Annotated in this window: 11 protein-coding genes; 6 read left to right on the plus strand and 5 right to left on the minus strand. The window is 40.6% G+C overall.

Going from position 1 to position 13,818, the window contains the following annotated elements; all coding sequences use genetic code 11:
- The 3 genes from ACXJIN_RS01850 to ACXJIN_RS01860 all read left to right on the plus strand — a co-directional run.
- The coding region (locus tag ACXJIN_RS01850; protein WP_456399096.1) for a Gfo/Idh/MocA family oxidoreductase at positions 1 to 336 on the plus strand (336 nt) is incomplete at its 5' end.
- 26 nt (positions 337 to 362) lie between these two features.
- Positions 363 to 2,594, plus strand: coding sequence for a thiamine pyrophosphate-binding protein (locus tag ACXJIN_RS01855; protein WP_456399097.1), 2,232 nt, complete (start codon positions 363 to 365; stop codon positions 2,592 to 2,594).
- Between the two features lie 102 nt (positions 2,595 to 2,696).
- The gene (locus tag ACXJIN_RS01860; protein ID WP_456399099.1) at positions 2,697 to 3,119 is read left to right on the plus strand and encodes a chromate resistance protein ChrB domain-containing protein; all 423 of its coding nucleotides are present in this window, start codon (positions 2,697 to 2,699) and stop codon (positions 3,117 to 3,119) included.
- 391 nt (positions 3,120 to 3,510) lie between these two features.
- On the opposite strand, the gene ACXJIN_RS01865 is transcribed toward ACXJIN_RS01860, so the two are convergent.
- The 4 genes from ACXJIN_RS01865 to ACXJIN_RS01880 form a co-directional block, all read right to left on the minus strand.
- A complete protein-coding gene (locus ACXJIN_RS01865) occupies positions 3,511 to 5,361 on the minus strand; it encodes an ABC transporter substrate-binding protein (protein WP_456399101.1) in 1,851 nt (616 codons plus the stop codon).
- 36 nt (positions 5,362 to 5,397) lie between these two features.
- A complete protein-coding gene (locus ACXJIN_RS01870) occupies positions 5,398 to 6,603 on the minus strand; it encodes a metal-dependent hydrolase family protein (RefSeq protein WP_456399102.1) in 1,206 nt (401 codons plus the stop codon).
- Between the two features lie 331 nt (positions 6,604 to 6,934).
- Positions 6,935 to 8,251: a sensor histidine kinase gene (locus ACXJIN_RS01875; RefSeq protein ID WP_456399104.1), complete on the minus strand. Its 1,317-nt coding sequence runs from the start codon at positions 8,249 to 8,251 to the stop codon at positions 6,935 to 6,937.
- On the minus strand, positions 8,232 to 8,897 hold the full coding sequence (locus tag ACXJIN_RS01880; protein ID WP_456399106.1) for a response regulator transcription factor: 666 nt from the start codon (positions 8,895 to 8,897) through the stop codon (positions 8,232 to 8,234). The genes ACXJIN_RS01875 and ACXJIN_RS01880 overlap by 20 nt, the downstream gene beginning before the upstream one ends.
- A 170-nt stretch (positions 8,898 to 9,067) precedes the next feature.
- Here ACXJIN_RS01880 and ACXJIN_RS01885 point away from each other — a divergent pair, with 170 nt between their 5' ends.
- Complete coding sequence (locus ACXJIN_RS01885; protein WP_456399108.1) at positions 9,068 to 9,766, plus strand: ferritin-like domain-containing protein; 699 nt, start codon at positions 9,068 to 9,070, stop codon at positions 9,764 to 9,766.
- 346 nt (positions 9,767 to 10,112) lie between these two features.
- Here ACXJIN_RS01885 and ACXJIN_RS01890 read toward each other — a convergent pair whose 3' ends face one another.
- Positions 10,113 to 11,495, minus strand: a complete 1,383-nt coding sequence (locus ACXJIN_RS01890) for an MFS transporter (protein WP_456399109.1) — start codon at positions 11,493 to 11,495, stop codon at positions 10,113 to 10,115.
- Between the two features lie 152 nt (positions 11,496 to 11,647).
- Between ACXJIN_RS01890 and ACXJIN_RS01895 the strand changes: the two genes are divergently transcribed.
- Positions 11,648 to 12,634, plus strand: a complete 987-nt coding sequence (locus ACXJIN_RS01895) for a 2-hydroxyacid dehydrogenase (RefSeq protein ID WP_456399111.1) — start codon at positions 11,648 to 11,650, stop codon at positions 12,632 to 12,634.
- Positions 12,635 to 12,649: 15 nt separating this feature from the next.
- On the plus strand, positions 12,650 to 13,801 hold the full coding sequence (locus tag ACXJIN_RS01900) for an amidohydrolase (protein ID WP_456399113.1): 1,152 nt from the start codon (positions 12,650 to 12,652) through the stop codon (positions 13,799 to 13,801).
- Positions 13,802 to 13,818 lie beyond the last annotated feature (17 nt).

Consider the following 13,818-nt stretch of genomic DNA (forward strand, 5'->3'; position numbering starts at 1 on the left):
AGCACAACAGCAGCCTATCCTGGATTCTTTTCAAGGGTGGACGTGTACGGAGACAATGGAAGCGCGGCGCTGGTAAACGACGAAGCTGAGCTTATAATAACCAAAGGCGAAAATATCTTAGAAAAGAAAGATATGGGCGACAAAAAAAATTCAACTTCTGGGCCAGAAATATCTTATGAATTGCACGAAAAACAGTTGAGAAACTTCGTTGATTCCATACTCAAAGATGTTGAATTGGATGTCAAAGGAGAAGATGGAAGAAACGCCTTGGCCATCGTTGAAGGGCTGTACACATCTTGCAAAGAGAAAAAAGTGGTAAAAATAGATTTGATATAAATGGAAGAAAGATAGGAGGGAGAAAGTTGAATTTTGAAGAACTCGAGATTCTGAAAGACGTAACGGGGCAGCTTATAGACTTCACACTTAACCTGCGACAAAGTGGACATCCGGGAGGTTCCCGCTCTAAAATGCATATGCTATGGGCTATGCTGTTAGGTAGAAAAATGAGATACGATATACGCCATCCTGAAAATCCTTTGTCCGATAGATTCATTCTAAGTGCGGGGCACACCGTTCCTTTGATCTACGCATCGTTAGCGCTTATCGGAGAAGCTTTCAAGAAGCGATTTGAAGAAACGAAAAATGAAAAGTTCAAAATAGATTCATCACGTATAGTGCTGTTGGAAGATCTCTTGAGATTCAGGCATAGGGGAGGGCTTTCAGGACATGCTGAATTTTCTGGAAAAACCCTCTTTCTTAAATTTAACACAGGTCCTTCTGGCCACGGCTTGCCACCATCGGTAGGTGAAGCTTTTGCACTAAAACGTGCTGGACTTTCGGATGTTAAGGTGTGGGCAATGGAAGGGGAAGGCGGTTTAACGCCGGGCGCATCGCACGAATCAAAAAACTCTGCATGGGCTTTAGGGTTAGACAATCTTTATTGGCTGATCGACTGGAACAACTACGGTATAGATAACAGACCGACAAGTTCTGTGGTTCACGGAACGCCAGATGATTGGTTCCTCCCATATGGTTGGAATGTCGTTGGTTGTGAAAATGGACATGATTGGGAATGTGTACTAAACGCTTTCGATAAAATTGAGCAAAACAAAAAAGAGCACATCCCAAATGTGATGTGGTTTAAAACACGTAAGGGATATGAATACGGAATATATGATAACAAATCCCATGGCACGCCTCATAAAGCGAATTCTGAAATTTTCTGGAAAACGCGGGAAAAATTCATGCGAAAGTACAATGTGGACTTTGTTGGATTCCAAAAACCGGCACCAGCAGGCAAAGCGTTCGCAGAACAAACGTATCAAAATTTACAGATAGCACTCAACGTTGTTTTAGAGAACGAAGAATTGGTAAAACATCTCACAGATGAAATGATAAACATAGCAGAAAGCATTCCTCAGAAAAAAGTAACACTCAACGCTGATATATTCAAAGACAAAGAGCTATTTGATTATAAAAAATATCCAAAAGAGATCTTCTTCGAACCGGGAACAAAGGCCGCTAACAGAAATGCCTTGAGAAAATGGGAAGCCTGGATAAATGCCATGAGCAAACGGAAATACGATCGCCCCCTCTTCCTGGCCGCATCGGCGGACTTAGCCGAATCAACGAATATATCCGGTTTTGCAGAACCATTTGAAGATTTTAAGGGATACGGTTGGTATGAAAAAGAGAAAAATCCAGATGGTGTGCTACTTCCCCAGGAGATCACTGAATTCACAAATGCCGGGATTTCTTGTGGCGTGGCGAGTGTCAATTTATCTGACAAGCCATTTGAAGAGTTTAACGGTTTTTACATGGCCACTTCGACGTACGGTTCATTTTCTTATTTGAAGTACGGTGAATACAGGCTATTTTCCCAAATGGCACAGGATTGCCCTGTAAAGTTGGGCAAAGTGCTTTGGATAGCTGGGCATTCCGGTCCAGAAACGGCAGATGATTCCCGAACCCACTTTGGAATATTCTCACCTGTCGTCACTCAGCTATTTCCAAAAGGACACATAATAAACCTGTACCCATGGGAAGCGAACGAAGTGCCGGTTTTGCTTGCAGCGGCATTTTCAACAGAAATTCCGATAGTGGCACTTCATCTCACGCGACCTCCGATAGAGATTCCAAACAGAGAAAATCTTCGCATTCCTTCCCACTTTGAAGCGGCAAGAGGAGCGTACATTTTAAGAGATTTCAAGGAAGGAAGGAAAGATGGAACGATATTGGTGAGAGGAACAATGTCTACCTACAATTTACTTAAAGTAATAGACGAATTAGATGAAAAGTACAATTTAAAGATAGTGGCTATTCCTTCAAAAGAACTCTTTGATATGCAAAGCTCTGAATATAGAGAAAAAGTCCTTCCATGGGAAGATTGGGAGAATTCGATGGTTATAACGAACGAATCGCTTAAGGCCGTCGAAGATTGGATAGCCACGAAAAAGAATGCCGAATATTGCCTTTCATCAGATTGGGATGACAAATGGAGAAGTGGAGGCACCCTTGATGAAGTTATAGAAGAAGCCCACTTAGATCCTGAAAATATATTGAGAGGGGTAGAAAAGTTCGTAAAAAAAGAATGAATATCAACGTCTGGTTCTGAGAAAGGGGTCTAGTAAGAAAACGCCTCTTATGTTATACTTTTCGCGTTTTGTAACTCTTATTCTATGAAAAGAGGCGATATCATGAAATGGGTAACTCGATCCCACGTGCATGTTGATAGAGTGGCATGTCCATGGCTTATAAAAAGATTTGTTGACAACCAAGCGGAATTTATCTTCGTAACGAGAGAATTGGTAATGGAAACCGCAAAAAGAGAAAATGCAATTCCGTTTGATGTTAAAGGAGTTGAATTAGGGCATAAAGACGGTCATTGTTCTTTCGTGTCGATCATGGAAAAGTACAAAATAACGGACCCAACGATTAAAAAACTTGCTGAAATAATAAACGCAGCCGACACCGGTCATCCAGAAGCAAGCGAATATGCCGCGGGCATGGAATTAATAGCAAGAGGATTTTCCATCATGTATCCAGGTGACATGAAGAACTTAGAAGAACAATTCAAAGTTTACGATGCGGTGTATGCGGCTTTGAAAACTGAAAAGTAAATTGCTCTTAATCATATCTTCTTTAAACTCATCTTGTGTATGAACGTTACGAAAGATGCCACAAGAAATATTACAAAAACACTCTATGAACACATGGAGACAACATTTGAATACAACGATTTTTGATTTAGTAGCCTCTTTCTAAGCGGTCAAGGCAATTTTTTCGAAGTTCTAGGAGAGCTGCGATGGGGAGTTTTAATTTCTTTATGATTAGTTTTGTGCTTTGTAGTTGCTTTCCATGCATTTTTAGTCTCATTTTAGTTTATTCGGTTATTAACTTTGGCATTATCAATGCGTTGTAACATCGATGCACATAGTGATTAGAAGAAAAAGAGTGCCTCTCATTCGAGGCACTTTTAATTTATACACTTTTAATCGGAGGGATTAAAGCTCATTCTGATTTGTACAAATGATAAAAAACAAGATCTTTATCGCGGAAAGGATTGTAATTATCTGGATAGAGCCCTTTAAGCCAATTCCTGTACACAAGCTGTCGGGACGGTTGAATGAGCCAAATCATGATAGCTTGTTCATAGGTTTTCATGCCTATTTCTTTGTAGATCTTTTCAGCTTCTTCGAGTGTTGGAGCAGAAACGGCTGCATTTATAAGAGGATCAAACTCTTTGCGAGCAAACTCACGGAATTTTTCACCCATCGCGATTCCATACACCCCATGTGAAGAAAGATATCCATAAACACGATCGTAAGAACTCGTTCCAAACCAGTCTAAGGCTATCAGAGGAATATCGTTTTCAAGAAATGAATTCACAAGAGATGCCCACAACATTGGAACAGCTTCTATCTTGAATTTCGGATTCACTTTTCTGGCGTAGTTCTTCAATATTTCGCAAGCTTGCTTCATCGTTGGATCTGTTGAATTGTAAATGATCGCGACCTTAAATCCTTTTTTCCAGACTTTTCCATTGTAAGCCTTTTTGAAATATTCCGCTGCCTTTTTTAAATCTTGATGATAAACAGGCATATTTGGATCGTACCCCAACAGTCCTTTAGAAATAGGACTATTTGGTTCTATTCCTAATCCATTCCACACATCTTTTATATAAAGCTTGTGTGGGAAAAGATATTCAAACCCTTTCCTGACATCCAAGTTCGAAAAGAAATCAGGAGGAACTCCGTTGCCATCTAATTTACCAGAGTAAATGTATTTCGAATGGGGAGCAACACTGAAAGCAAAGGAAATCTGATATTCTGCAAGTTCTGGAATGTTTTTGGAAACAACAACACCTTTGATGTTTTTAACTTGTCCTATAAATTGAGGCGGAACAGAAATTATATCTGCATTTCCCCGAATCAGGTCCAGCTTCCTGGTCGTGAATTCCGGAACGGTTTTAATTATGGCATATTTAATTTTTGCAGGTTCTCCCCAATATCCATCAAATCTTTTCATGATAACCTGCCTTCCCTTTACCCATTCGTATACTTGGAAAGGACCTGTGCCATTTGTGATGGAGTAAAGTGGATCTCTTTGGCGAGTAGGGTTGTAATATTTCCACCATGTTTCCGCAGTTCCCGGCCACGCTCCATGGGCAACGGCCCATTTTTTATCCATGATCATGGCAACTGAATCGATTATGGAGTTAAAGAAGGGGGAGTAGGAATGGGGAAGATGAATGATAACGTCATTTCCTTTTATTTCAAAGTCTTTTGCCAAAAGCTTAAAAGTTTTAATGAGGGCCTGCTTGCATTCCTCATTTTTTGGTACTTTGGTGTCACTTGCGAAAAGATCATCCCATTTCTTTACATTTGCAAGTTTTACGGCCCATTGTGAAATATTGCTCACGTAAGAATCTCCTATTTTTGGCAGAAGCGGTTCAGTTAACTCATGAGAATTCCCTCCATCCATGCCTACGATTATATCCCTTTCAAGGGAGTACACCACATCTTCTGGAGTCAACAAATCCCCATTTTGGAAACGTACTCCTTGTCTTATATGAAAAATGTACGTTTTCCCATCGTCAAGAATGGTGCCATCTTTTTTAGAAGGAACATTTGTGGAAAGGACTGCTTTGTATTCAGTTAAAGATGTACCTGCTGGTTCTATAAGATTTTCATAAACGTTGCTGAGAACTTCAAAAGAGGCTGTGTCTATAACCATGACAGGATCCATCGTTTCCGCTGCTCTTTCTTGTTCATACACAACGGTCTTTGAATCAGAAGAAAAGACGACAGTTGCTAAAATCATTGTGAAAATGAAGAAAAATAAAAACCTTCTCTTTTTCATTTGAACCACCCCCAAAAATTAAAAGATTGGTAACCCTTAAATAAATTTGTATATTTTGCCTGCTTTCATAACGAATTTCACATTTTTTAAAAGAGAAATATCTTCAATGGGATTTCCTTTAACGGCTATAATGTCAGCCTCTTTTCCAGGCTCAACACATCCTATCAGATCGCTCATACTTAGAAGCTCCGCACCGCCTTTCGTGGCAGCCATTATGGCATCAAGAGGATCCATGCCGGCATTCACCATGAGCTCAAGCTCTTGAGCATTTTCGCCGTGTTTGTTGAATGGTGTTGCTGCATCTGTTCCCAGAGCAATCTTCACACCGGCTTTGTATGCTTTTCGAAAACTTTCAAGATGAGCTTCCATTATCTGTTCAACCTTTCTAACGGCATATTCTGGTATTCCTGCCTCCTTTCCGTGTTTTTTGATGTTAAACACCGCGGAAAGTGTCGGAATCATAAAGACCCCTCTATCTTTCATCATCTGAATAGCTTCATCATCCAAAAATATGCCGTGCTCAATGGAATCTATGCCTGCTCTTATGGCATTTTTTATTCCCTCTGTTCCCTGTGCATGTGCGGCCGCTTTTTTGCCAGCTTTATGGGCTTCTTCTATAGCTGTTCTCATTTCTTCTTCTGTGAGCTGTGGCGAACCGGGTTCATCTCCCTCTGACATCACCCCGCCAGTGGCCATGAGCTTGATAAAATCGGCTCCCATTTTCAGTTGATAACGGGCCGCTTTCCTCATTTCCTCAATTCCATCTGCGATGGTACCAAAACCAGAAGAGGTGACTTCTGGAGCTAGCCACATATCTCCATGTCCACCTGTCATTGAGATGGCCTGTCCTGCTACCTTCATTCGTGGACCGTCAACCACACCATCTTCCACTGCCTTCTTTAAAGCAACGTCTATATATCCTCTATCTCCTAAAGATCTCACGGTTGTGAATCCCGCCAGAAGATCGTTTTTCGCATTTACATAAGCTTTTAGGGCTGTCATAGGAAGTAATTCTTTAAGCATTTTTGTTTCTATATTTGGTTCGCCGTTCCATCCTAAATGAAGATGAGCATCTACTAAGCCAGGAAGTATCGTGTACCCTTTCATGTCGATAACTTCAGCGTTAGGCGGGGTAGGATCAGCGGTTATGTCTTTTATTTTTGTCCCTTCAATCACCACCTTTTTCCCTTCCAAAAAATTTCCTTCACCGTCAATTAAATTCAGGTTTGTAAGAATTAACATCTCTTTCTCTCCCCTCTTCGATAAGATTTATGCTAACAAAAAAGGCCACATCTTTTTAGATGTGGCCGGTGGATTTGCGTTTAGCATATGCTTAAACACCCGCTAATCCACCAGCGGGCAAAATAAGTACTATGTAAACTACTTCCCGTGAAATTTTCTTTTCAACATATTTCTCTACCATTTTTCAGCTCCACTAAAAATTTTAGCCATGATATCATTTTTTCAAAAAGGATGTCAAGTTATAAGTTGGTTACAAAAATGTATAAAAGAAATTGACAAGACATATAAAATTAATTTTATTACCTATGATTTTCCCTTTACTTTCCACTATTCATTTCTCACTCTTCCCTTTTTTACTACCGTTTAAAAACACCAGGCTGAATTTGCTTCCTTTTCCATCTTCGGACTCAACTTCTATTCGAGCGCCTATCGCATCGGCTATCTTTTTGGCTATCGAAAGCCCTATTCCAAATCCCTCTTGGCTTCTGGAATTGTCAGCTCTATAAAAACGATCGAAAATGTGTTCAAGTGCCTCTTTATTCATTCCTATTCCAAAGTCTTCAACGGATATTCTGTCTTTTTCCACCCACATGATCACTTTCTTCATAGAGAAAGAATACCTCACAGCATTACTTATGAATATGCGAAGAATTTCTTTTAGTCCATTTGCATCCGTTTTTGCCCTTCCATTCCCTTTTATTTCAAAGTCAAAATCAGGATAGAGAGTTTCACTTTCCATCTTTATTTCCTTAGCAATTTCCCTTAGATCTACTTTTTCAAAATTAACTTCCAAATTTCCTTTCGACAGCCTTAAAAGAGCTTCAACCATGGAACTGAGCCTTTTGACTGACATCTTCATATCTTCTAAACTATCATCCAACACTCTCGGATCGTCTTTTCCCCATCTTGAAAGCATTTCCAAATTGGCAAAAATCGAAGAAAGAGGTGTCCTTAGCTCATGAGAAGCATCAGAGACAAACTGCTCTTGCCTCTCAAAGCCATCTTTTAAACGTAAAAGCATGGAATTGATCGTGTCAGCCAGCTGCTGATATTCACGGTAACGTTGATCGGGCATTTTCGCATCAAGCTTTGAAATCTTCACTTTTTCAAGCTGAGTTGAAATTTTTTTAAGGGGGCTTAACACCTTATTTGAGAAAAACAACCCAACCAATATAACCACAAATGCCGATGCAAAAGAAAGCAAAAGCGTGAAGAAGTTCAAAGTGTTCTCCAACACCTTCAATTGATAAGCTGGCGCGATAAGAACAAATGAGCTACCATCAACATTTTTAAAATTCACGAAGACGTATGGATCTCCTCCTATAGATTCTATTTCAGGGAACTTGTCCGGCATTTTGATGTAATCTTTTATGTTGTATGGATCTGAAATGATCTTATCGCCACTTATTATCGTGTACTCACTAAGAATCCTTGACCTTTTTCCGTTTCTCCTCTTCATGGACATTGGATTTTCGAAAACGTGAGAAAATTCTTTGGAGATCGTATTCGAGTAATTTATAAGGCTGTATCGCACCACCAACGATTTAGTCAAAAATATGGAAGAAAAAACTATTGCAAACGTTATCACGGAGTAAAATACCGTCAGGCTAAGAGATAAACTAACTCTCTTAGTCTTTTCTGAATGCATATCCTACTCCTCTCACCGTTTTAAGCATCCTCGAAGCTTTTCCAAGCTTTCTTCTTAGATAATTGACGTAAACCTCTACCACGTTTGGATTTTCCCACCCATTGAAGCCCCATACTCTTTCAAGTAAATCTTCTTTGGACAGAACCATGCCCTTGGCCTTCATCAATTCCTGGAGCAAGCGAAATTCCGTTGGCGTCAAAAAAATTTCCACATCGTTGATAAACGCCCTCATTTCAAGAGGTTTTATCTTCACGTCACCTATTTCCAATGAATCCCCCAGGTTAATTCTGTTCATCAAAGCTTCTACCCTTGCCAACACTTCTTCTATCTCAAACGGTTTGGTGACGTAATCATCCATCCCAGACTTAAAGCCTTCCAATTTATCATCCAGTTTTGTCTTTGCGGTAAGTGCTATTATTCCAACATCGTTGAGAGTTTCCTTCAACTTTTTTGCCACAGCAAAGCCATCCAACTTGGGCAACATTATGTCAAGCAGTACCACATGTGGAACAAATTCCCTGGAAATCTTCAAAGCTTCCTCACCATCTTGTGCCACTCTCGTTTCAAATCCTTCGTGTGAAAGCTCCAAATCTAAAACGCGCGCTATTTGGGGATTATCTTCCACTATTAAAACTTTTCTCTTCATATGCGCAAGCACACCTCTCTTTCTTACATTAAGATGATACACTTTTACGAACCATATTTAAAAATTTTCTAAGCTTTTTCTAAGGAAAAGCTAAGCTCCTCCTAAGCTTCGAAGTATAAGATACAGATGTGAAAGGGTAACAGAGCCCAAACAAAAAGGAGGTAGTTAGAATGAACAAGAAGATCATAAGTGTAACATCCGTACTTGCGGCGTTGGTTCTACTGATAGGAATGGCTGTACCGGCGATGGCAGCCACAACAACAGAAAGCGTTCAGACGATGCTCTTGAACGCACTCCAGGAAGAAAGACTCGCAGCGGCAACTTATCAAGTGGTAATAGACAAATTCGGAGAGGTTGAACCATTCACCAACATACTGAAAGCGGAAGAGCAGCACATAGCGGCAGTTGAGAATCTCTTGAAGGTAAACAACATCGACATCCCAAAAAACAACGTAACGGCAGAAGCACCTGAAACTCTCGAAGAAGCGTACGCAAAAACGATAGAAGTGGAAAAAGAAGACATAGCGCTTTACGAAAAGATGCTGCCAGACATATCGGACACGATGATAAAGACAGTTTTCACCAGGCTCACCAACGCATCTGAATGGCATCTTAAAACATTCGAAGCGTACTCCAAGGGAGAAACGCCAGAAACGGGATACATGGCAAGGAACGGAAGAAATGGTGGAAGTCAGATGGGCATAAACAACGCTCAAGGAAAAGGACAGGGTAGAATGTACAGACAGAGAAATAACAACCAAAACAACGCACAAAATGGAACTTGTGCTCAACAAGGCAGAAATGGGAAAAGAGGAAATGCACAGGGAAGACATCACGGACACGGAAGGCACCAGGGAAGAAACAGGTAAAGAACGAAAAAATGAGACCCCCTCCATATACAAAAAGAGCCGTAACGGCTCTTTTTGTTTTTTTAATACGTATGATGTAATTTTGCTTGTTTAGATTTTTATCTGCCCCCTTCGGCAGCTCTGCTGCCACTTCCCCCGCAAGCGGGTACAGACTTATTGAAAAATAGCTTCGCTGACATTTTCTCCATAAACGTGGACAGACTTTTCAATTTGAAAAGTTGTTCTCTTGATTCTCCTCACAAAACTGGGAGGAGAGGGCCAACTCCGTTGGCGAGGAGGGTTCATTTCTCTCTTGACTTTCTAATTGGATTTTTACCTTCACACACAACGTGAGTTCAAGAATTCTTCAATTTGCAGATTGTTTTACACTTCTTAGAGAAATTTCCTCCGATATTTTTTCCAAACTCTTTCCCTTAGATTCTGGCAACGTTAAAGTTATTACCATTCCGGCAAAGGCAAAAAGTGAAACGAATATGAATGTTCCACTTGTACCAAAAGAATGGATGATCATGGGAAAGAGCAAAACGCCCAAAAACGCCCCCACTTTGGCTATGCCAGCGGAAAATCCATGCCCTGTTGCCCTGTATTCGGTGGGAAAAAGTTCGGAGGGGATGACAAAGGTGGTGGTGTTAGGACCAAATTCCGTGAAGAAGTAACTTAAACCGTAAAGCGTCAAAAACAAGGTGAAATTCTGTTTTATCTCCGGGAAAAGCCCTATGATCAAAAACGTTATTCCCATGATCAAAAAACCAAGAAGTTGTATGGTTTTTCTTCCCAGCTTATCCATGAAAAGTATGGCGAAGATATAGCCAGGCAATGCGAAAACACTGAATATCAGGAAACTACTCCATATCTTTGAAAGCAACGTCATGTGTGGAGAAATTGAATTTATGATGAAAGAAGTTGAAATTGTGTTGCCATAATATGCGTAGTCCAACATGAACCAACTTCCAGCAGTTCCAAAAAGCGTGAGCATGTAAGTTTTATTCGTGAAGAAACCTTTCAAAGTGGCTTTGCGCTTATCACCTTTAGCAACAGCCTTCGCTTTTACTTGAACGCCCCTGAAATTCTCTATAGCCTTTGCAGCGTTTTCCACATCTCCCAGCACTTGGGCGGTGTAACGTGGCGATTCAGGAACCTTTCTTCTTAAATAGATAACCATCATGGATGGAATGGATCCAAATGCCAACATAAGACGCCATGACAGATCAAGTGGGAGCGAAAGTGATATCAAAAGAAGGGCTACTAGCGGTCCAACAATGAGGCCTAACGCTTGCATCGAAAAGACCAACCCAACGAGTTTTCCCCTGTCTTTCTTGTTGGAGTATTCGCTCATTATAACGGCACTAACCGGATAATCTCCTCCTATGCCTACTCCCAGCAAAAACCTGGAAAAAACCATCCAGGCGAAATTTGGTGATACAGCCGACAGCAAAGCACCTATAGTCATTATGATGGCTTCAACACCGTAAACTTTTTTTCTTCCCAATTTGTCTGCTATCCTTCCGAATACAAAAGAACCCATAAATGCGGACACCAAGGATGTGCTTCCTATTACCCCAATTTGTGAAGGAGTAAGTTTCCACAAAGGCGCGAGTATCGAAAGGGCAATCCCTATTATGAACAAATCATACGCATCGGTAAAGAAGCCCATTCCAGATACAAACATCGCTTTAAAATGATACTTATCTAATTTTGCTTCGTCCAGGTATTTTTCCAAATTTTCCATTTTTTCGCCTCCCATCCGAAATATGCGATAAAACCTTTCTCCCAGTTTTACCAACTTTTCCTGAATTTGTTCTCAATATTTCCTAAAAGTTAAAAACAGACGTAGAAAACGTGTATAATAAGTTCGTTAAACGAACAAAAGGAGGTGGAATTTTGAAGATCATCTTTACAAATCGTTTGACAAAGGATTGGCTTGAAAAAATAGACCAATTAAGAAAGGAATTTTCAAGTGTTGAATTCATAACGTTCAGAGAAATAGAACATCCACGTACTCTTCTTAAAGAAGCTGATGGCGTTGTCGGGGGTCATTTTGCACCAGAAGAAATAGAAAATGCTAAGAATTTGAAGGTCATCTTCGTTCCATGGACAGGAGTAAACATGCTTCCATGGGATGTGATAAGAAAGAAAAAAATAGTCGTCACAAACACCCATTCCAACGCAAGAACTGTTGCGGAGCGGGCAGTCGCCCTGGCACTATCTTTAACGGGTAGAATTGTGGAATTCCATAACGATCTTCAAATGGGAATATGGCATGGTTTTCCCGTTGGACTTCCAGAAAGCGACTATTGGACATCCGTGTATGGTAAAACGTGTGCAATAGTTGGCTTTGGAAACATAGGAAAAAACATAGCCAGAATGATGAAAGCTTTTGAATGCCGCATTATCGCCTTCAAAAAGCATCAAGATGAAAACATACCAGAGTACGCTGATGAATTGGCGTCCGATCTAGAAACAGCGGTTTCAAAAGGGGATATCATCTTTGTGGCTTTACCTCTTACCGCGGAAACGAAAGGTTTATTTGATGAAAAAATCTTTTCAAAAATGAAGGGAAAGTTCATAGTAAACGTAAGCAGAGGAGAAATCCTTGATGAAAAAGCTTTGTACGAAGCGTTGAAAAATGGCACTTTAGCCGGCGCTGCAATAGACACATGGTATCAATATCCTTCAGGCCCATCACACGTAACGCTTCCGTCGCGCTATCCAATACACACGTTTAGAAATGTCGTTCTATCACCTCATATGGCAGGCGTGACAAGACAAAACATGACGGCAATGGCTGATGATACTGTAGAGACGATTAGAGCTTATCTGAAGGACGGAAAGATAAGAAACAAAGTGGATCCAAACTTGACATATTGAAAGGAAGTGAAAAATATGAAAACGTTATTTAAAAATGGAAAAGTATTTCCCATATCCACCAATCCATTTGTAGGTGATGTACTGGTAGAAGATGGAAAGATAAAAGCGATTGGAGCCCTGAATAAAACAGAGGCCGATGAGGTTGTAGAACTAAATGGAAAATATCTATTTCCAGGGTTCGTGGATGCACATTCGCATATAGGTTTATACGAAGAGGGCGTAGGTGCCTATTACGCCTCAGATGGAAATGAAATGACAGACCCTATAACACCTCATGTGCGAGCAATAGATGCGTTTAATCCCGCAGATCCAGCGATACCTCGTGCACTCAGTGGCGGAATAACAACTGTTATGATTTTGCCTGGCAGCGCCAACCCAATTGGAGGACAAGGTGCAATATTGAAGCTCAATCCAACAAACGTGGATAAGATGATCGTAAAATCCCCAGCTGGCATGAAGATGGCTTTCGGAGAGAATCCAAAACGCGTGTATGGAGAACAAAAGAAAACGCCCGCTACCCGTTTGGGAGTCGCAGCCGTTGTGAGGGACTTTTTCATGAAAGTTCAAGATTACATGGCTGAAAAAGCGTTGGCAAAAGAAGAAGGAAAGCCCTTTACGAAAAGAGATTCGAAACTTGAAATAGGAGAATTGGTGTTAAGCAAAAAAATCCCCGCCAGAATTCATGCGCACAGGGCAGATGATATTTTGACAGCTATTCGCATAGCAGAAGAATTTGATTTCGATTTTGTCATAGAGCATGGTACAGAGGGATACAAAATAGTGGATGTGCTGAAAGAGAAAAATGTCAAAGTTGTGGCAGGCCCGCTTTTAACGTTTAGAACCAAATACGAACTTAAAGATATGACGATGAAAGCTTTGAAGATATTGATGGAAAATGGTATCACAGCTTCCCTGATGTGCGATCATCCAGTAATTCCCCTTGAATATTCCACAGTTCAGGCAGCAACTGCGTTAAGGTACGGATCTAAAGAAGAGGATCTCTTGAAAATGCTCACGATCAACCCGGCAAAGATACTTGGAATGGAAAACAGGATAGGCACCATAGAAAAAGGAAAAGATGCAGATTTGGTGGTATGGACTGGTCATCCCTTTGACATGCATTCAGTAGTGGAATCCGTCTACATAGAAGGAAAGAGGGTTATTTGAAAAAATTAAAAGCTTAA

This window comes from Mesoaciditoga sp., assembly GCF_054006115.1.